The following is a 20,764-nucleotide window of genomic DNA, read 5'->3' on the forward strand; positions in this document are numbered from 1 at the left end:
CAAGGTGTTGATTCTGAGTTCATCTTTAAATGCTTTTTTGAAGGTGTTCTTTTTGCGCAGTTGGTTTATGTTGTACTTCACCTAGGTGTGCATAACAGTAGGCGTGATTACCTGTTTTACCTGCTTTATCTGCTTTCCTCTCTTGCCTATTTCATTTATAAAGACTTTATGTTCTATAAAATGGGCTGGAGGTATGGGGGCTATCCTTACCCACATGATGGTATAAACTATGTGCTGGCTAATGTAATGCACCTCACTTACCTTAAGTTTGTTAAGCACTTTATCGGAACGAAAGAAAGGTACCCTGCTATTCATCGGGCCGCAGTAGCACTTACAAAGTTTATCACGCTGTTTATCATACTTAATGTGCTAAGTATGATCTTCTTCAAAACCTTAGTCCCAGCCCTAGTACAATATGCCTATTCGGGCATTGTTGGTGTTGCTACTTTTGGCTTAATCATTATCATGTTCAAGAGGCGCAACAGACTTATAAACTATATTATTTTTGGTAGCGTGATGTATAGCGTTGGCTCAGTAGTTAGTTTAGTGGTGGCTGTGGCACATATGCACGGTTACTTGCCTGCTTTTGAAGGTTCTTTAACTATTGTGCAGATAGGCGTGATGCTAGAGGTGCTTTGTTTTACTGCTGGTTTGGCTTATAAGTCAGTAGTGGTAGAGCAGGAAGGCAACAATGCAAAGCTAAGGTTGCTGCTACAGATGAAGCGAAATCAGGAGTTAAATGACAACTTACAACAGATACGCAACAAAATTTCCGAAGATCTGCATGATGACATTGGAGGTACCTTGACTGCCATATCTGTTTATAGTGATGTTGCTCAGAAGTATCAGCAGCGGGAAAACACACAGGGTGTAACAGACATGCTGCAGCAGATAGGAGCTACTGCCCGGCAAATGGTGTATGATATGCAGGACATTATCTGGATGGTAAATCCGAAAAATGACCAGGCGGATCTGCTATATGATAAAATTTACACTTTTGCATCGTCAGTTGTAACTGGTAAAGGAATTGAGCTGCACTATACAGTAGCTGATGAGCTGAAGGTGTTGCCACTCGACATGCAACTGCGCCGGGATATTTACCTTCTGGCAAAGGAAAGTGTAAATAATGCTGTTAAGTACGCTGACTGCCAGAATTTATGGATATCCTTTTCTTACCAGCAGCACGATATTATACTTGTTGTAAAAGACGACGGTCAGGGATTCGATCCGGAAACACCGCATAAAGGTAACGGTATGGCCAACTTTGAGAAAAGAAGCCGCGCACATAATGGTGAGTTTTCTGTTGAAAGTACTGACAAAGGCGCTACGCTAACCTTCCGTTTGGCATCAAAAAAACTAATTGCTTAAACTGCATTATGAGTATCGCACATCAAAAAGTTAGGTTAGGTCTTGTAGAGGATACTAAAAGTATAGTAGATGGCTTGCAGTTATACTTCGAGCTATCCGATGATGTAGAACTTGTTTTTGCTTCTGATCAACCAAATGATTTAGCAGGACTTTGCCGTACTTTTAGTCCTGACGTTCTCTTGATGGATATTAATCTGGGCGACTTCACAGGTATAGATGCTCTTAAGTTAGTACAACAGGCTTTTCCGGAAATTAAAGTACTGATGTTTACCGTGTACAACGACGACGAGCATTTATTTGATGCTATAACACAGGGCGCCAGTGGTTATTTGCTTAAGGGAACACCTGCACCCGAAATCGAAGCCGCAATTATCGAAGCACACAAAGGAGGCTCTCCCATGACACCGCTGATGAACACCCGTTTACTACAGGTTTTCCGGCAGAACAACCTGGCTCAGCGATCTGCCCAGGTCCTTACTCACCGCGAGAACGACATTATGCGGGCACTTGTGAAAGGCTTATCTTACAAGCAAATAGCTACTGAGTTGAACATTAGCCTGGGTACCGTCAGAACCCATATCGAACACGTTTATAGTAAGCTGAAAGTCAATAGTAAAGCCGAAGCCGTGGCTAAATTTTTAAAAAGCGGAGGAAAGTGATTATTCCTGTATCCAAAGTTTAAAATAAAATCATTTATTTTTCTTTAAAATGTAATTATTTTAATGCGGGGTATGAGTATGCTATTGTGCAGCCGCTATATCCGATATTTATCGGATTGCCTTCCCTTATTGTAGTTTATAGCTTTGTAAATCAGTAGAAAGTAAGTTTTTTCCTGATTCTATCCCAGGCCAAGAGCAGTGTTATAGCTGCTAATGGAATCAAGGTAGGGTATAAAAATTTGTGTGATTTATTACTTTGTTGTTATAGCTTAGATTTTCTACCAATCAACCTTTTTATGAATAATTTTACTGCTACTTCTTGTCAAAAGAGGGAAAGTATACGGCATGCCTTTTTTGAATCACATTTAGGAGGGGTAGGTGTATTTCTTGCTATTGTGATTGCAATCCTGGTATTGCCACACCAGGTTTCTGCACAGAAAACCTTCATTTTTACAAATTTTGGAGCAACAGGTCGCTTAGTGCCTACACAAACTCAGGTTGATGCAGTCTATTTCTGAAGGAAATGAACTACACAAAAAGGTTAGCATTAACACATTGCGAAACAGCTGTGCACATTTGTACCATTAGCTTTATAAATAATTCCGGCAGCTAAACAGCAGCATATTTTCCCATCAAAATAGTCAACAACCATTTACATGAAACACTTTTACATGCAGTTATCCGCCTTGTGGGGTTATCCTTACTCTGGTGGAACAGCCAATCCCAAATCAACTTTGAGTTGTTTGGTTCCTGCTTTCATTACAGGAGTTCCTTTAAGTAGATCAAACCAAACAGTAACAGAATGTACTTACGCTCCTTCAACACATAAGCTCATAGGAAGATTATTATTCTTTTTAGCGCTTGTTTTGTTGAACACGTCAGTATGGGGACAAGGTTTGCAAATGACATGTCCTTCTGACATTACTACGAATGTGTCGGACAACTGCGAAGCTGTAGTTACATACACTAATCCTATTCCAACTATTGCAAACGTATTTAATTATACCGGAGAAGTGCAAACTTATACTGTTCCGGCTGGTGTTACCTCAATTAAAGTTGACGTTGTTGGCGCAAGTGGTGGTTATTCATATCCGTCAAGTAGTAATAAACCCGGTTTAGGAGGTAGAGTTCAGGCTGATATTGCAGTAACCCCGGGAGACGTACTTTACATTTATGTTGGAGGTAAAGGAACCGATGGGCGAGTTGGAGCAGGTATTACAGCCCCAGGAGGCTACAATGGTGGAGGATTAGGGAATAATGCTCGTGACTCTTACAAAGGCGGTGGCGGCGGCGGTGCTACTGATATAAGATTGAATGGAAAAGCCTTAGCTAATCGTATTGTTGTAGCAGGCGGCGGCGGCGGTTCAGCATTAGATAATGGGTCTGGAGATGATGGCGGAAATGGTGGTGATCTAATTGGTGCGGCTGGAAAGTATGGAGGCTCTTCCAACCCTAAAGCGGGTGTTGGTGGAACACAATCTTCTGGAGGAGCAGCGGGAGTGTATCCTGGTTATGAATCAGGTACAGCAGGAACATTAGCTGTTGGAGGAAGCGGTGGAGTAGGCACATCAGGCGGCGGCGGTGGCGGCGGCTACTATGGCGGTGGCGGCGGCTCCTGGGCTGGCGGCGGTGGTGGAAGTAGCTTCACTTTTGCTGGTTCCTCGGATGTATTACATACACAGGGTTATCAAACTGGGAATGGCCTAGTTAATATTAGTCTTCCAAGTAACACAGTAACTTTAACTCAAATCGCAGGATTGCCAAGTGGGGCTTCATTTCCACTAGGAACTACACTTAACACTTATAAAGCTACTGATACGTACGGGAACTCAGTTACTTGCTCTTTTAAGGTTATAGTGAATGATAAAACTAATCCAACTATAACAGCCCCTGCACCTGTTACAATTAGTGCAGACCCAGGTAAAAACACAGCTTCAGGAGTTATACTTGGCATTCCGGCAACATCGGATAACTGCCAGGTAACTACTACGGAAAACAATGCTCCTACTGTATTTCCCTTAGGGCAGACAACAGTGCTTTGGACTGTAATGGATGCAGCTGGGAATAAAGCCACAGCTATACAACAAGTTACTGTAAATGATACTAAGGCGCCAGTACCAACTATAGCTGATCTGGCGGAAATAACGGCCGAGTGCGGAGTTACAGTAACACGCCCTACGGCCACTGATGAAGTGGATGGTTTGATTACGGCAACTACTGCTGAGCCTTTAACTTATGCAAGCCAGGGTGAGTACACCATCACCTGGAAATATACCGATAAAAGTGGAAACGAAGCGATTCAGACACAGCAGGTTGTTGTAAAGGATATAACAGCTCCGGTAATTGGTAAGAAGGTATCGAAAGTAGCTATCATAGGTGGATGGGGTGTTAGTGATATGCAAGCTTTCCTGGCTTCAGAAGGCTATACTGCGAATGCATTGTCAGCAGTTCCTGATGCAGCTGCTCTTGCTACATACGATGCCGTTGTACTATTAAGAACTACAGGTAATAATGATTTAGCTAATTGGGTAAAAAAGGGAGGTTTGCTGATAACAGAATGGACAGCATCTGAATGGGCTCTTAATTCTGCCAAGCTATTGAATGCTACGCATGAAGCTTTTGGCTGTAACGGAAACACGCCTGTAACCTTTGCCGCAACAGTAAACGGAACCAAGCTTGGCCATGAGCTACCCAACCCATATACAGAAAGCGATCGCACGGAGTGTTTTATAACATTTGCTGGCTTGGGCGAAGGTGTTGAGGTTTTAGCTACCCGTGCAGGGAAAGCTGCTATCTTAGGAGGAACTTCCGGGGCAGGATATTCCATGATTATCGGGTATGACTGGGGTGATGGTTTCCCTGCTACACCGTCGTTAACAGGTACACTTTTATTAAATGCACTAACCTTTGGAAGTAGCGTGCCAACTGATATAGCAGTAAGTGCTTCTTCAGTTTCTTGCGACGCTATTGTAAATTATGCCACTCCGGTTGCCAACGATAATTGCTCTGCAGTTACAGTGACACAAACTGCTGGCTTAGCTTCAGGTTCGGTATTCCCGTTGGGAGTAACAACGAACACCTTTGTAGCCAAAGATGCTGCGGGCAACGAAACAGTAGCAAGTTTTACAGTGACAGTTACAGATGATGTGAAACCGACAGTACTGATTAAGGATCTTACTGTTCAGTTGGATGCAGAGGGAAAAGCCACAATTACACCAGCAATGGTAAACAATGGCTCATCAGATAACTGCTCCATCCCAGCAAATGGCTACAGCATAGACAAGACCAGCTTTAGCTGCTCAGACCTTGGTGAAAATAAAGTTACGCTAACCGTAACGGACGTGAATGGTAACTTTGATAGTAGAATGGCTACTGTTACGGTAGAAGATAAAACTGCTCCGCTTGCAAGAGCCAAAGGTGTCACGGTTCAGCTTAACGCGGATGGTGCTGTAGTAATTACTCCGGAAATGGTGAATGACGCCTCTTCTGACCTGTGTGGTGGTGTGACCCTTGCGTTATCTAAAACGGCTTTTGACTGCAGCAACGTAGGTGCCAATACAGTAACACTTACTGTAACAGACGCAAGTGGCAACACAGCAACGGCAACAGCTACGGTAACAGTAGAAGAGATAACAGCTCCTGTAGCAAGTGCTAAGAGCATAACTGTTCAACTTGATGCCACGGGTAATGCTACGATCGCTGCAGCAGATGTTGATAATAATAGTGCAGATATCTGCGGTGCTGTTACACTAAGTATAGATAAGACAAATTTCGATTGCTCAAACATAGGAGCAAATACGGTAATACTTACGGTAACTGATAAGTATTGCAATGCTGCAACAACAACCGCTACAGTTACAATTGAGGATAAAACTGCCCCAACTGTACTTGCAAAGAACATTACCATACAACTTGATGCTGCAGGAAATGCAACGCTAGTTGCTGAGGATCTGGACAACGGAAGCTTAGATATATGCAGTGCCGTAACCTTTAGCGCAGATAAAACCACATTTGACTGTTCTAACCTTGGTGCAAATACAGTGGTTCTAACTGTAACTGATGCAAGTGGTAATAAAGCTACAACAACAGCTACGGTAACAGTAGAGGATAAAATAGCACCTACAATTACAGCTCCGGCAGCAGTGGTGGTTAACGTGGATGCTGGTAAAACCACTGCTTCTAACGTTGATTTAGGTACACCAGTAACGGCTGATAACTGTGCTGTGGCAAGTATCACAAACAATGCACCGGCTGAGTATGCTACAGGAACTACAACAGTTACCTGGACTGTAACAGATGCAGCCGGAAATACAGTAACTGCTACCCAAACAGTAACTGTAAGGCCCAACATAACAGCTGTAACTACACCTGCTATAATCAAGGTGCCGATCAGGACGATGTATGCGAATGTGCCGCTTCCTGCCAAAGTAGAAGTGACTTACTCGAATGGAGAGAAAGCACAGCTTGGCGTGAACTGGCAGCAAGGCAACTACAACGGAACTGTAGCAGCGGCTTATACTTTAACTGGTACGCTGGTACTCGCTGACATGACTACTAACCTGGATAACCTGAATGCTACGGTGGTAGTGGAGGTGCAGCCAAACAAAGTGCCTACCGCACTTGCCTTTAGTGCCACTACATTTAAACCTGAGGCAGTTGCAGCAGATGTAATTGGAACCCTTACAACTACAGACCCAGATGATAATGAGTTTGTATATGAATTGGTAGCAGGCCAGGGGGATATGAATAATACACTGTTTGAGATCAGAAACGACAAAGTATACCTGAAGTCTAACAAAGGCCTGTCTGGTATGAAAACGTTCTCGATCCGTGTACGCAGCACCGACCCTTATCTGAACACTATCGAGAAAAGCTTCACACTTACGAAAGCACTGTATAGCAAACCTACAGATGAGCTAAAGATTGTAAATGCCTTCTCTCCGAACGGTGACGGCGTGAATGACAATTGGACCATCCCGGAGTTACGCTTCTACAACAACGTGTATATACAAGTATTTGACCGCTCAGGTGTACGTGTGTTCGAGACTACTAACCCTGAGACTGGTTGGAATGGATATAGTACAAGCGGTCAGTTGCTGAAAGGCGCTTACATGTACATTGTTGAAGTGAAGGATATTAATTGGGTGAAGAAAGGTGTAGTGACCATCCTTAGCAAGTAATTAAAATGAAAAGAGTATTATTATCAATAGCATTTATACTTTCTGTTCTGGGTGTACAAGCTCAGAATAGAAAACACGTAGCTAACTTCTCGCTGTTTCAGCAGTATTTTAACCCGGCGCTGACGGGCTACGAGGGTTCTATCGTTAAAACCTATTACCGCAACCAGTGGACAGGCTACGAAGATGCCCCTAAAACCATCTTCGCCTCTGCTGAACTAAACATGGCTGATATGGTAGCGTGGAAGAACAACAACCAATCTGTTACCTCCGACGATGAGGTTGATAGCCAGCAGGCCGGTGCGGCACATGCTTTCGGTTTTGCTGTGCTGCGCGATGAGTTTGGACCTTTCTCTGAAACACAGCTGCAGTTAAGCTTTGGAACCCGTGTTAGGCTATCAGAAAAACTTGCACTACGCTGGGGTGCAGCGGCCACTTACAGTGCTAATCGCCTGAATGGTAATCGTCTTACGGTTGATCAGGAGAATGACGTAATGTTTCAGGATTACTTGGGTAACACCAGCAGGGCCAGCAAAGCAGACGTAAACCTGGGGCTAACGCTGACTTCTGATCATTTTTATGTTGGTTATGCCATGCAGGATGTGCTGAAAGGCAAAGCAGTTAACGGTGGTGACGATTACCTGGACAACACTTATGCTCGCCAGCATGTGGTGCAGGCAGGGTATCGCACAGCAGTGTCGGAGCAGTTCGGGCTAGTGGCAAACGCTATTTACCGCTACGATGATTACCTGGAGGAGACAGTAGAGGGACAGCTGAAAGGCGTGTTCGCCAACACTTTCTGGGCTAGTGCAGGCTATCGTAAAGACCAAGCCTATACTTTGGGTGCAGGAGCAAGGCTAAACCAGTTCAAGATCGGGTATATGTACGAGGCTCCGGTGCAGGATGCGAAGCATATAAGCCGTAGCACAAACGAAATTACGCTAACCTACAACCTTGTGCAGGTTAAGTATCCGAAGTCTGGCAGAACTGTAACTATGTGGTAGCCTTAGGCACAATATAGAAACCCTGTATACGGTAGCTTTGAGTATAGCAGCTTCGGCCATACATGCACCAATCAAAAGTTGAAAGGAGCAACAGACGAAGCGATGCTACTATAGGTAGAGTAGCATCATCCATCAAACTACTGAAACATAAAAACGGTCTTCTCTTTTCTGAGGAGACCGTTTTTATGTTAATAAGCTTCTATTCTGAATTTATAGTAAAGGCGAAATAGTAGCTTATTAGGCCCAGCAATTTTTACGCACCACAAGTACATAGTAATCTTTGGTGTTGCTGCTTATTCTGCTGAGCAAGTTAAGTGCTGATGCCACAGATGCTGCGCTGTCTTTGGGCGGTTCGTGCATCTGCAATTCTTGAGTCCATTGGTCATCAAGCGCTTTACGGGCTTTTGCGTAAACAACATGTAAGCTGGATTTTTTACACTTTTTGGCCATTCGTGCCATAGATTGCTCATCGTTGAATGCCATGAGGTAATGTGATCGGTCTATGTTTAATAATTCCATATAGTAAGTATTAGTGGGTTGCATCGGATATCAAGTATATCCTATTTCATATAATAAACGCAGTTAGTCATCTCCTGTTATGCATTATATCGAATATTGATTTGCAGTATTTGAATAAGAGTTGATTGGGTGCTCATGTGCAAGACTTTGAAGATGAATAATGTATGTGGGGTTTAGGAGGAATAGCAAGGGTTGTTGTAAGCTTAAGATAGAAGAAGATACCAGGAATCGACATCCTAAATCAGATCTGACAAAGTGAGGGGGCGGAGCAAATGAAACGGCTTAAGATATGCTACGTTACATAGAGGCAACGAAGCAACTATAGAAAGCATGAAAAAATTAAGACAGATTCTTCTCATAGATGATGACGCCGGCACAAATTTTTTAAACGAAAGGCTGCTTAGGGGCTTACACATAGCACAACAAGTAAAAGTGCTGACAGATGGACAACAGGCATATAATTATCTATCTGAGGCCTGGAAAGTAGACAAGACATGTCCTGAGTTAATTATTCTTGACCATCATATGCCCATACTGGATGGGTTGGGGTTAATGGAAAAGTTAAACTGGAGTGGCAAGTTAAACAATGTAGAGGCTGTGTTTTTACTGCTTGCTTTAAATACATCTAAGGACGATATCAGGTTGTTCAAAGAATTAGGTGTTCAGGAGTTTACAGATAAGCCTCTTTGTAAAGCAACAGCAATGGATGCTTACACTAAATACTGGGCAGGAGATACAGTGAAGAATGAAAAGCTGCTCTAGGAATAAAAGAATTCCCTTTCAAAAGTCTAATAAAAAGCAAAGGCTCCTACAAATGAGGAGCCTTCACATATGTCGAAAATTGGTAATCAAATTCTCAACTTTTAGCCAATCAATGTATAGCACAAATCGTGCCATAGTTATATTTCGATATGCTGTTTTATTGACAGTAAGGCATTTGAAATTGATTTACTGCCAAAATTTTTGTTAAACGTGTTGTTTGGCTCGATATCAATACTTTATAACATGCCTTATATTGTGCGATTTAAATTCATATCTATATGAGGAAAGTTTTCAGCTTTCGGAGTTGAACCTTGAAGCAACGACGCTCATGTAAACAACTAACTTAACTTATAGCCCGAATTAGTCACACCTTAAAAAGGTAAATATTGCTGCTTTTAAGAACATGTAACAGTGCATAATACCATTGGCAGATATATAAACCTCTTTAATTTAAAATTTGATTGTGCTGAAGTGCAAGTGCTGTAGGGTAGATCATCAAGTATAAAAGTAGAGGGCCAGCTGAATTCAGCTGGCCCTCTACTTTTATACTTGGTTTATACTTCTATAGTCCGAATACACGCGGCAGCCACAGGCTCAACTCCGGTATGTATGTTACCAGAAGTAGGGCCACCACCATCGCCAGGAACATCGGCACGAGCGGCTTAATTACTTTGCTTATACTTATGTCGGCTACGCCGCAGCCCACAAATAGTACTGATCCTACAGGGGGGGTGCACAGGCCAATGCAAAGGTTCATCACCATCATGATTCCGAAGTGCACCGGGTCAACGCCGAGGGCCGTAACTACAGGCAGGAAGATAGGCGTAAAAATGAGCACAGCTGGCGTCATATCCATAAAGATACCCACAAACAGCAATATCAGGTTGATGATAACCAGAACAACAATCTTATTGTCGCTAATAGAGAGTAGCGCCTCACTTACACCCTGTGGAATGTTGGCAAAAGACATCATCCAGGACATCCCCATGGAAGTGCCGATAAGCAACATTACTATTGCGGTAGTAATTACGGTATGAATAAGTATATCCGGCAGGTCTTGTACTTTGACCTCTTTATACACCACCATCGACAGGATAATAGTATAAAGTACAGCAATGGCAGAGGCCTCAGTAGCCGTAAAAACACCCGCTATAATACCACCGATTACGACGAACAGCAGGAACAGGCTAGGCAGCGCATCCAGGAATTTCTTGAAAACTTCTTTCAGTGGGGTTCTGTCGCTAACGGCATACTTGTTTTTGTAAGCAATATAACCAGCCACTGACATGATAGCGAAACCAAGCAGCAGGCCCGGCACATATCCAGCCACAAATAGAGCAGCAATAGACACGCCTCCACTTGCCAGCGAGTATACAATCAGGATGTTACTGGGTGGTATGATCATACCCGTTGTAGCAGAAGTAATATTTACAGCCGCACTGAAAGGGCGGGAATACCCTTCTTTTACCATGCGTGGCGTCATGATACCGCCGATGGCAGACGCTGCAGCCACAGCAGATCCGGAAATGGCACCGAATAACATACAAGCCACCACGTTTACATAAGCCAATCCTCCGGGCAACGTGCCCACCAAACCCTTGGCAAAGTCTATGAGCCGACTGGCTATACCGCCCCGGTTCATGAGCTGACCGGCAAGTATAAAGAATGGAATGGCAAGTAAGGCAAAGCTGTCCAGGCCTGTGGCCATACGTTGGGCAAGTGTGGTAAAGGCAGCTTCAGGTGCGATACTTACCAGCATCGTTAACAACGCCGAAATGCCAATTGAGAAAGCGATTGGTACACCCAGAATCAGCAAGACGATAAAGCTTGCCACAAGTACTATAATTTCTAGAACATCCATGTTTTATCTATATCGAAATTTTGATAAGGTTCCTTTAACAGTGCAGATACCGTGTGTTACAGCATGTCTCTGCCTATCTCTTCCGGGGTTTCTTCTCGCTCCGTCAGGTTCATCAGGCTGTAAAAGATAATAAGCAAGCCGCTGAGCGGAATAGCTGTGTATACATAGCCCAACGGTATGCCCAGCGAGGCAGAAGTTTGCCCTAGCGTAAGCGTTATGTATACGAGGTTGATGCCTCCCCAAACCATTGCAAAGAAAGCAAACAGAGCTACCAACAGGTGAATGAAGATATTTAAGTTGCGTGCGCCTTTGCCTTCCATTTTAGAAGGAATAATATCGATGGCGAGGTGCATTTTTTTGCCGCTAACATAGCTGGCTCCCAGCAAACCAACCCAAATCAGCAGGTATCGGGCTAACTCATCGGTAAAAGAACTTGGCGACTTTAAAATAAAGCGGGAGGCTACCTGCCAAAGCACGTTTATAACCATCACCGACATCAGCACAACCAACAATGTAAACAATACACTATCTACTGTTTTCCTTATTTTCATTTTTTACAGGTTAGATGTTTTGCTATTAATATGGTTTGAAGATGTGGTTTCCGCCGCTTTTATTCTTTGGATGAGCTCGTATACTTCAGGCTCGCTTTTATAGCCTTGGTACATGGGCTCTACCAGCTTAGAAAAAGCCTCTTTATCTGGGCGAATAATTTCTATGCCTGCTTTTGTTACCGCGGCCAAGGCCTCTTCTTCTGCTTTTGCCCAGAGTTTGCGTTGCACCACAGCAGATTCTTCTACTGCTTCCGTAAGCCACTTTTTTTCCTGTGGTGTCAGATCTTCCCACACCTTGGTGCTGATCATCAGAATATCAGGCACCATCGTATGGTCATTTAGGGTATAGTACTTGGCTACTTCGTAATGGCGTGAAAGGAAAAAACTTGGTGCATTATTCTCAGCACCATCTACCACGCCTTGCTGCAAGCCTGTATATAACTCGCCCCATGAAACCGGGGTAGCAGAACCTCCAAAACTTTGCACCATATCTATGGCTGTTTTGCTGTCCTGCACACGAATCTTCATGCCTTTTAGGTCTCGAGGCTCTCTGATAGGCTTCTTAGTTGAGTAGAAGCTGCGGCTACCGGCATCGTAGAAAGTAAGGCCGTGCAGCCAGTATTTCTCCCCCTGCTGCAGGAGGTCGTCTCCAATATCGCCTTCCAGCACCTGGAAGTAATGGTCTTTGTCTTTGAAAATGTAGGGTAGACTAAGCACTTTAAAGTTAGGAGAGAAGCCTTCCATTACGGCAGCAGATACTTTGGTCATGCCCAGGCTACCAATTTGTAGCAGTTCCAGGCACTCCCGCTCCGTACCGAGTTGAGAGTTAGGGTAGATATCAATGGTAAGTTTACCACCTGACTTTTCTTTTACGCGCTCAGCCATAAACACCATAGCTTCGTGCACCGGGTGCGTCATGTCCAGCGTATGGGCCAGCTTAATTTCTTTTGTTTGTTTTATCTGCTGGCAGGATGATGCTACGAGCAACAGCGCCAGGAGGAGCGAAGCTGGCTTCAGGAAAAGCCGAACCAGCTTCAGAAGGCCTTTAGGGTTTGAGGAAGGAGAGAAAAACATCGGTATTAGCTTCTTGTAAGGTTAGGTATTAGTGGTGCCAGGTGAATGGCATCGTGTGCAAGGCATTTACTGGAAAATAAGCAGCAAACTGGAGATGCATCCTGCTTATCTGAGGAGTAGAGGTGATGGGGTGCTTCTGTAGCTAAATGCTACAGAAGCAGTAGTGTCTTTAGCGGCTAGCCTTTACCAGCTCAAGCGCTTTAATAGTTTGTTCGTGAAGTATATCGTATTGGCGCTGGGCCAGCACCTCTTTGCTGATGAGCTTGCTGCCCATGCCCACGGCGCATACACCGGATTTAAACCAGGTGCTGATGTTGTCTTTGTCCAGCTCTACACCGCCGGTAGGTATAAATAGTTGCCCTTTAAAAAGCTCCTTGATAGAGGCCATAAAGGCAGGGCCCAATATGTTAGCCGGGAACAGCTTAATTAAGGCGGCCTGTGCCTGCTGTGCCACATGAATCTCGGTAGGCGTAAAGCAGCCCGGAATCCAGAGCAAATTTGCCTCGTGCGCGATGTTGCCAACAGCCGGATCTACAATCGGGGCCACGATGTAATCAGCACCAGCTTTAATGAAGGCATTAGCCTCTTCCACTGTTTTAATCGTGCCGATGCCCAGATGCAGATCCGTATATTCTTTCCCTAATTCTGATTTCAGGTAAGTGAAATTATCTAAAGCGGCAGCGCCACGGTTGGTGTACTCCAGCGTGCGTACGCCCGCTTTATAAAGTGTTTTGATGATCTCAAGGCTTACCTCTGCATCTTCGTAGAAGAAAAGAGGCAGCAGGCCCTGATCAAGTATAGCCTGTAAGGCAGTTTCTTTAGTTGGCATAGGTTTTTATAGTTTCATTTACCTCGGCCACCGTGGTAGAGGTGGCGTCGCTAGGTACAAACAGTTTCTTAAAAGCAGCAGCTGTGGCAAAAGCCAGCGTGTCGGCAGGAGACAGCTCGTTGTAGAAGCCATAGATTAAACCGGCCATAAAGCAGTCGCCGCTGCCCACTTTATCTAGTATCTTCTCAGCCAGGTACTCCTGCGATACCGTCAGTTCATTGTCCTTGTAAAGTGTCGTATAGTAGCGGATACCTTCTTTGTAATCAAAGCGGAAGGTGTTGGCTACGATACTGCAGTTCGGGAACTTACTGATGATTTCTTCTGAGGTTAGCTGCGCGTGCTGCAGCAGATTGTCTTTCTCTGTTTCTGCCACCAAATCCTCGTTCAGCGTAGTGCCGAGCATCTTGTTTGCAGCCCAGATATTGCCCATGATCAGGTCGCAGTACTGCGCCAGTGCTGGCATTACCTCCACAGGATCTTTGCCATACTTCCACAGCTTCGCTCTGTAGTTCAGGTCAAGGGAGATGAAGATGTGCCGCTCTTTGGCTGCCTTCAGGGCCTCTTCGCATACATCGGCCACTGCCTGGTTAATGGCTGGACAGATGGCGCTGAAGTGGAACCAGGTTACGCCTTCAAAAGCTTTATCCCAGTCGATAGTGCCCGGAGTCAGGTCAGCGTAGGCAGAACCGGCTCTGTCATAAATAACACCTGTGTTTTTCAGGTCTTTGCCTTTGGGCAGGTAGTACAGTCCCAGTCGGTTGCCCTGGTACACAATGGGCTCTGTGCCTACCTTGCGGCTTTTTAAATAATTCACCACCTGCTCTGCTACAAAGTTATCAGGCACGGCTGTGATGTAAGCGGAAGGCACCTCCCACAAAGCCAGTGCAGTAGCCACATTGGCTTCGGCACCGCCCACATAAAACGGCAGGTTATTTTCTTTTAACCATTGCCCGCCCTCATCGGGGCAGATTCTTAATAAGAGCTCACCAAAAGAGAGTACTTTACCCATAGATTTTAGAAATTGAAGTAATTCTTTGCATTGTTGTAGCAGATGTTCTCCACCAGCTGACCGTACCATTCCATTTCGGAGGCTGGTAGTTCGCCGTTTTCAACATCATTGCCGATCAAATTACAAAGTATTCTTCTGAAATACTCATGGCGCGGGTAAGATAGGAAGCTACGGGAGTCGGTAAGCATACCTACAAAGCGGCTCAGAAGCCCCATGTTTGATAAGGCATTCATCTGCTTCTCCATACCGTCCTTCTGATCCAGGAACCACCAGGCCGAGCCAAACTGAATTTTTCCCGGTGTAGAGCCATCGTTAAAGTTACCGATCATGGTAGCGTACAGCTCGTTCTGGCTTGGGTTCAGGTTGTAAAGTATAGTCTTGGCTAATTGGTCTGAGTTATCCAGCTTATCCATGAACTTAGAAAGCGGACGCGCCACATCAAAGTCTCCGATAGAGTCGAAGCCGGTATCAGGACCAAGCTCACGCATCATGCGCGTGTTGTTGTTACGCAGCGCACCCAGGTGGAACTGCTGTGTCCAGTCACGGGAGTGATCTAACAGGGCCAGGTGCACCAGCATCGCTGATTTATACTTCAGCACTTCTTCCTGTGTCAGTTCCTGCTTGTTCAGCGCCTTCTCAAAAATGGCTTTGATTTCTTCTTCGGTGAATTCGTCGGCATAGATTGTCTCCAAGCCATGGTCAGACAGACGGCAGCCGTTCTCGTGGAAGAAATCATGGCGCTTCTTCAGGGCATCCTGCAAAGCTTGATAAGAGTCAATCGAAACACCAGCTGCTTCTCCCAGCTTTTGCAGGTAGGGCAAAAAAGCTTCCGGCTGCTCAATAGCAAGCACTTTATCAGCTCTGAATGTTGGCAGCACCTGAAGGCCAAAATCATCGGCTTTTATTTTCTGATGATGCTCCAGGCTATCTATTGGATCATCTGTGGTGCAGATGATTTCCACGTTCATTTTCTTAAGTATACCGCGCACGCTGAACTCGTCGGTTTGCAGCATGGCTGTGCAGGCGTCGTAAATTTCACGGGCTGTCTCCGGCTTCAGGACTTTCTCTATGCCGAAAGGGCGCTTGAGCTCCATGTGCGTCCAGTGGTAAAGCGGGTTGCGCACAGTATAGGGCACAGTTTGCGCCCACTTCTCAAACTTCTCAAAATCATCGGCATCGCCGGTGCAGAAACGCTCAGGTACGCCGTTGGTGCGCATGGCACGCCACTTATAGTGGTCACCTTCCAGCCAGATCTCCGTCAGGTTCTTGAATTTCCTGTCTTCGGCTATATCCTTTGGCGACAGGTGGCAATGGTAATCGATGATGGGCATGTGTTTGGCATGCTCATGGTATAGGCGCTGCGCGGTCTCTGTTTGCAGCAGAAAGTTTTCGTCTAAAAAGGACATCATTTGTACTTGCTTTTCACTGCCTGGTCTGGCAGAACTATATTTTCAATTATAAGCTTCTTCGGTAATAAGGAACCCACCCTCTGCCCCTCCGAGGAGGGAAATTATCATCATGAGTAAATTTCCCTACTCGGAGGGGCAGGTTAAATTTTTAACCAATAGCTTTCTCAGGTTAGGCAATCTTTTCTTGCTTTTCCTCTTGCTGCAATTGCGCTACTTTTCCTTTCACCATGTTAGCCAGCCCCTCTACTTTTGTCAGGTCTGTATCCCAGAAGTCTGTGTTGGCAAGCGTAGCGTCCACTACTGCAGCTGCATCGTTATTCTTCCAGGCCTCTTCAAAGAAGTGGAGTACCTCAGCTGTATCGTTCAACGGAATCTTCTCACCATTTTCCTCGCCTTTGTAGAACAGAATTAGAGCAGCTAAAGAAGTAAGCAGGCGCTCTGGTAAAGCTTTTTTTCTCTTCTTGTATTCCAGTACTGATGGCAGCACGCGTACTTTATACTTTGATATAGAGTTAAGCGCAATAGAAATAAGCTCGTGGTGGATGAAAGGGTTCTGGAAACGTTCAATCACATCGTTTGCAAACTGCTCCAGTTCCTCTGCCGGTAAATCAAGCGTCGGGATAATTTCCTGAAAAATAGCCTCTCTGATGAAAGTACCTGTTTGCTCATCTTCTACAGCTTCACGCACTGTTCTGAGGCCATGCAGGTAAGCTACTGGCACAAGGGCCGTGTGAGCACCGTTCAGGATGCGAACTTTGCGGGAGCGATAGGGGGTAAGATCAGGCGCGAACTTCACCTGTAGGCCAGCCTTATCAGTAGGGAAAGCTTGCTGTACAGAGCGTGGGGCCTCAATTACCCAAAGGTGGAAAGGTTCTGCTTTCACTACCAGGTTATCCTCAAACCCAAGTTCCTCTTGTATTTCCTTGATGTTGTCTTTCGGGAAGCCAGGTACAATACGGTCTACCAACGTGTTGCAGAAGATATTGGACTGTCTTATCCAGGAGGTGAATTCAACTGAAAGTCCCCAATGGCGGGCAAATTTCAATACCGTCTGTAACAGCTCAGCACCGTTCTTCTCAATCAGCTCACAAGGAATCATGGTCAGGCCTTTGTCTGCCGCGCCGTTAAAGTGCTTAAACCTGTGGTAAAGCAAGGCTGCAAGTTTGCCAGGGAAACTGGATGGCAGCGTGTCCATACTTGTATCAGCCTCCTCAAAGCAAATGCCTGCTTCGGTTGTGTTCGATATGATGAACTCTAAATCAGGATTTTCTGCCAGTTTCAGGAATTCAGAATAGTCATCGTACGGATTGATCGCTCCGGATACGCAAGTGATCAGGCGTGTTTCCTGTGTTTCTTTGCCGCTCTGAATGCCGTTTAGCAGCACATGGTATAGGCCATCCTGCTGGTTAAGCAGGTGCACGATACCGCGCTCTATAGGCTGTATGATTTTAACGCTTCCGTTAAAGTTGGCTTTCTCATTCAGTATGTCTATGATCCAATCTACAAATCCACGAAGGAAGTTACCTTCGCCAAACTGCAATACTTTAACCGGGTATGAGCTTGTCGTGTTAGCTGTCTGTCTGTTTAATTGCTTCATAATCTTTTCGTTTAGCCTATGGATTTGTAAAAAGGCAATAGGTGCTTCTGGTAAGTATAAAGTTCTGCTACCAAGTATAAATCTGCACGAATTTGCCGATGTTAACCTTCTTATTTATGCTCCTTTTTAAGGGATGATTTTCTGATGACTAATTCTGGCTTCAGCACTGTTTTTTGTGGAATAAACTGCTTGTCGCCTGCTTTGAGCTGCTGAAAGAACAGTTCTGCCGTTCTTCGGCCCATGGTTATACTTAGCTGGTCTACCGTAGTAAGCGGAGGATCAGTAAAGGAGGTGAAGGGGTCATTACTGAAGCCTGCCAGTGCAACTTCCTGCGGTATTTTTATGCCTTTTTCCTTTAGTACCTGCATGGCACCCATCGCCCCGAAATCACTGGCAGAGAATACGGCATCCGGCATTTCTTTCAGTTTCAGGAGCTGCTCCATACTTGCGCGTCCGTCTTCTAGTTGCAGGTTGCTTGGTACAACCAGATCTTCGTCATAAGGCAAGCCATTGTCTTTCAGGGCATCTGCATACCCGCGCAAACGCTCTTTAAATACGCTTACTTTCCGGGGGTTTGTAAAATGAGCAATACGCTTGCAGCCTTGCTCAATCAGGTGCTCTACTACTTTGTAGGCTCCCCAGTAATCATCAATCAAGACCTGGCTTACTTCCAGCGCATCGGTAGTGCGGTCAAAAAGCACGAGTGGAAATCCGCGTTCCTGGGCCTTTCTGTAATGTTCGAAATCTTCTGTGTTCTTACCGATAGAAGCTATGATACCGTCAACCCTGGCACTAAAGAGGGCGTCAATTGTCTGCACTTCCTTATCATAGTTGTCGTAAGACTGGCTGATGATGACTTTATAGTTGTAATCGTTCGCTACCTCTTCAATACCTCTGATTACAGAGGCAAAGAAGGCTCTGTCGGCCGTAGGTACTATAATGCCAATGATATTGCTTTTGCCGTTACGCAGGGCTGCAGCGATATTATTGGGCTGATAATTCATTTGTTTGGCCGCTTTTAACACTGCTTTTTTTGTAATGTCGCTTATTCTGGGGCTGTTGTTAAGCGCCCGCGATACGGTAGAAGCGGTGATATTAAGTTTTTCAGCTATATCATGTATAGTTACTTTGGCCTTTGTTTCCATTCTGTTAGCGTTGTTAGCTTACTAAGCTATGTGGTTTTAGTAAGATAAACCTGTTACTCGTTGCTAGGTTTACCTATGGTGGCTAATATACCACCATCCACGTAGATGATCTGCCCGTTTATGAAATTACTGGCTTTGCTGGCAAGAAATATAGTAGTGCCTTCCAGGTCTTCCGGGTCGCCCCATCTGCCTGCTGGTGTTCTGCCCACGATAAAGTCGTTGAACGGGTGGCCATTTACTCTGATTGGGGCAGTCTGATCGGTGGCAAAGTAACCCGGGCCGATACCATTAACCTGTATGTTATACTTGGCCCACTCTGTTGCCAGGTTGCGGGTAAGCATTTTGAGACCTCCCTTAGCTGCTGCATAAGCCGAAACAGTATCTCTTCCCAATTCGCTCATCATAGAGCAGATGTTGATGATCTTGCCGCTGCGGCGCTCTACCATGCCCTTTGCCACGTACTTCGACATGATAAAAGGAGCCGTGAGGTCTACATCTACTACTTTTCGGAACTCTTCTACGTCCATCTCCAGTGCCGGCACGCGTTTGATCATACCAGCATTATTTACCAGTATTTCTATCGGACCAACCTCCTGTTCAATTTTCGTGATGTTTTCTTTCGCTTGTGCCTCATTTGTTACATCAAACAGATAGCCGTGTACATTAAAACCTTCTTGTCTGTAGTTTGCCAGGGCAGCCTCCATTTTGGCCGGTGTATTGCCGTTTACAACAAGCGTAGCTCCGGCTTTGCCAAGGGCTTTCGCCATAGCCATTCCTAAACCATGGGTGGCACCTGTTATCAGTGCAACCTGTCCTGTTAAGTCAAATAAATCCATGCTTATTTCAGTTCTGTTGGTTGTACTTTGTCCATGTCGTTATAATCCAGGTTTTCGCCTGCCATACCCCAGATAAAGGCATAGTTGTATGTGCCAGCGCCGCTGTGGATAGACCATGGCGGAGAGATAACTGCTTGTTTATCTTTTACAAACAGGTGGCGGGTTTCCTGCGGTTCGCCCATAAAGTGCGACACCACCTGGTCTGCCGGTAGGTTAAAGTATAAGTAGGCCTCCATTCTTCTGTCGTGGGTGTGCGCAGGCATGGTGTTCCATACGCTTCCTTTCTGTAGCTCCGTCAGGCCCATCTGAAGCTGGCAGGTTTCTACCACAGAGTTTATCAGTAATTTGCGGATAATGCGGTGATTAGAGCTCTCTAAAGAACCCATCTCTACCGTCTCAGCCTCCTCCAGCGATACTTTTTTAGTAGGATAAGTATGATGTGCCGGTGCAGAGTTGAAGTAGAAGTATGTTTCAGCTCCGTTGGCAGCAGGGTGGAAAGTTACTTCCTTTACGCCCTTGCCCACATATAAAGCTTCCTTATTGGCAAGTGTTATCTTTTCGCCATCTACCGTTACGGTGCTTTCTGCACCGATATTAATAATGCCTAATTCCCTTCGATCTAAAAAGTGCTCGGAGCGCAGTGCCGGAAATGTTTCCAGCTGTAGTGGCTTCGTTGCAGGCTGAGCGCCTCCTACTATCAAGCGGTCATACATGGTGTAAACACCCTGCACGGCATCTTTCTGAAACAGGTCTTCTATAAGGAATGCCTCACGGAGTTTTGCTGTGTCATAGGTCTTGCTATCGTTCGGATGAATAGCATGTCTGATAGAATAGGTTGTGCTCATAGTTGTATGGTTTGTGTAAACGTTTGCGCAAAATACAAGTATTTTTCAAGTTCTATACGCTTTTCTGATTTTTTGTGTCTAAAACTTCAGAATAACTTTAAAAGTGAGTAAGTGCTTAC

At 45.1% G+C, this 20,764-nt stretch carries 16 protein-coding genes; 5 read left to right on the forward strand and 11 right to left on the reverse strand.

What is annotated here, in order from left to right; genetic code table 11:
* The 4 genes from ACFQ2O_RS09630 to ACFQ2O_RS09645 all read left to right on the forward strand — a co-directional run.
* Positions 1 to 1,368: sensor histidine kinase (locus ACFQ2O_RS09630; protein ID WP_377526417.1), on the forward strand; the 1,368-nt coding region annotated here is incomplete at its 5' end.
* A gap of 8 nt (positions 1,369 to 1,376) precedes the next feature.
* A complete protein-coding gene (locus ACFQ2O_RS09635) occupies positions 1,377 to 2,027 on the forward strand; it encodes a LuxR C-terminal-related transcriptional regulator (RefSeq protein ID WP_377526420.1) in 651 nt (216 codons plus the stop codon).
* A gap of 902 nt (positions 2,028 to 2,929) precedes the next feature.
* Complete coding sequence (locus tag ACFQ2O_RS09640) at positions 2,930 to 7,207, forward strand: HYR domain-containing protein (RefSeq protein ID WP_377526423.1); 4,278 nt, start codon at positions 2,930 to 2,932, stop codon at positions 7,205 to 7,207.
* 5 nt (positions 7,208 to 7,212) lie between these two features.
* A complete protein-coding gene (locus ACFQ2O_RS09645; RefSeq protein ID WP_377526426.1) occupies positions 7,213 to 8,208 on the forward strand; it encodes a PorP/SprF family type IX secretion system membrane protein in 996 nt (331 codons plus the stop codon).
* 237 nt (positions 8,209 to 8,445) lie between these two features.
* On the opposite strand, the gene ACFQ2O_RS09650 is transcribed toward ACFQ2O_RS09645, so the two are convergent.
* Entirely contained in the window at positions 8,446 to 8,691 is a 246-nt protein-coding gene (locus tag ACFQ2O_RS09650; RefSeq protein ID WP_377526428.1) for a hypothetical protein, read from the reverse strand.
* Positions 8,692 to 9,057: 366 nt separating this feature from the next.
* On the opposite strand from ACFQ2O_RS09650, the gene ACFQ2O_RS09655 reads away from it, so the two are divergent.
* Positions 9,058 to 9,489: a response regulator gene (locus tag ACFQ2O_RS09655; protein WP_377526431.1), complete on the forward strand. Its 432-nt coding sequence runs from the start codon at positions 9,058 to 9,060 to the stop codon at positions 9,487 to 9,489.
* Positions 9,490 to 10,051: 562 nt separating this feature from the next.
* Here the strand turns inward: ACFQ2O_RS09655 and ACFQ2O_RS09660 are convergent.
* The 10 genes from ACFQ2O_RS09660 to kduI form a co-directional block, all read right to left on the reverse strand.
* A complete protein-coding gene (locus ACFQ2O_RS09660; protein ID WP_377526434.1) occupies positions 10,052 to 11,350 on the reverse strand; it encodes a TRAP transporter large permease in 1,299 nt (432 codons plus the stop codon).
* 56 nt (positions 11,351 to 11,406) lie between these two features.
* Positions 11,407 to 11,901: a TRAP transporter small permease gene (locus tag ACFQ2O_RS09665; RefSeq protein WP_377526437.1), complete on the reverse strand. Its 495-nt coding sequence runs from the start codon at positions 11,899 to 11,901 to the stop codon at positions 11,407 to 11,409.
* Positions 11,902 to 11,904: 3 nt separating this feature from the next.
* On the reverse strand, positions 11,905 to 12,975 hold the full coding sequence (locus ACFQ2O_RS09670) for a TRAP transporter substrate-binding protein (RefSeq protein ID WP_377526441.1): 1,071 nt from the start codon (positions 12,973 to 12,975) through the stop codon (positions 11,905 to 11,907).
* A 169-nt stretch (positions 12,976 to 13,144) separates the two neighbouring features.
* Positions 13,145 to 13,804, reverse strand: coding sequence for a bifunctional 4-hydroxy-2-oxoglutarate aldolase/2-dehydro-3-deoxy-phosphogluconate aldolase (locus tag ACFQ2O_RS09675; protein WP_377526444.1), 660 nt, complete (start codon positions 13,802 to 13,804; stop codon positions 13,145 to 13,147).
* Complete coding sequence (locus ACFQ2O_RS09680) at positions 13,794 to 14,813, reverse strand: PfkB family carbohydrate kinase (protein WP_377526447.1); 1,020 nt, start codon at positions 14,811 to 14,813, stop codon at positions 13,794 to 13,796. The genes ACFQ2O_RS09675 and ACFQ2O_RS09680 overlap by 11 nt, the downstream gene beginning before the upstream one ends.
* A 5-nt stretch (positions 14,814 to 14,818) precedes the next feature.
* Entirely contained in the window at positions 14,819 to 16,222 is a 1,404-nt protein-coding gene (uxaC, locus tag ACFQ2O_RS09685) for a glucuronate isomerase (protein ID WP_377526450.1), read from the reverse strand.
* Positions 16,223 to 16,391: 169 nt separating this feature from the next.
* A complete protein-coding gene (locus tag ACFQ2O_RS09690; protein ID WP_377526454.1) occupies positions 16,392 to 17,819 on the reverse strand; it encodes a tagaturonate reductase in 1,428 nt (475 codons plus the stop codon).
* Between the two features lie 110 nt (positions 17,820 to 17,929).
* Entirely contained in the window at positions 17,930 to 18,964 is a 1,035-nt protein-coding gene (locus ACFQ2O_RS09695) for a LacI family DNA-binding transcriptional regulator (protein WP_377526457.1), read from the reverse strand.
* Between the two features lie 53 nt (positions 18,965 to 19,017).
* Positions 19,018 to 19,800, reverse strand: coding sequence for a gluconate 5-dehydrogenase (locus ACFQ2O_RS09700; protein ID WP_377526460.1), 783 nt, complete (start codon positions 19,798 to 19,800; stop codon positions 19,018 to 19,020).
* Between the two features lie 2 nt (positions 19,801 to 19,802).
* The gene (gene kduI, locus ACFQ2O_RS09705; RefSeq protein ID WP_377526463.1) at positions 19,803 to 20,645 is read right to left on the reverse strand and encodes a 5-dehydro-4-deoxy-D-glucuronate isomerase; all 843 of its coding nucleotides are present in this window, start codon (positions 20,643 to 20,645) and stop codon (positions 19,803 to 19,805) included.
* Positions 20,646 to 20,764 lie beyond the last annotated feature (119 nt).

The organism is Pontibacter rugosus (assembly GCF_042678745.1).
Taxonomy (GTDB): Bacteria; Bacteroidota; Bacteroidia; order Cytophagales; family Hymenobacteraceae; genus Pontibacter; species Pontibacter rugosus.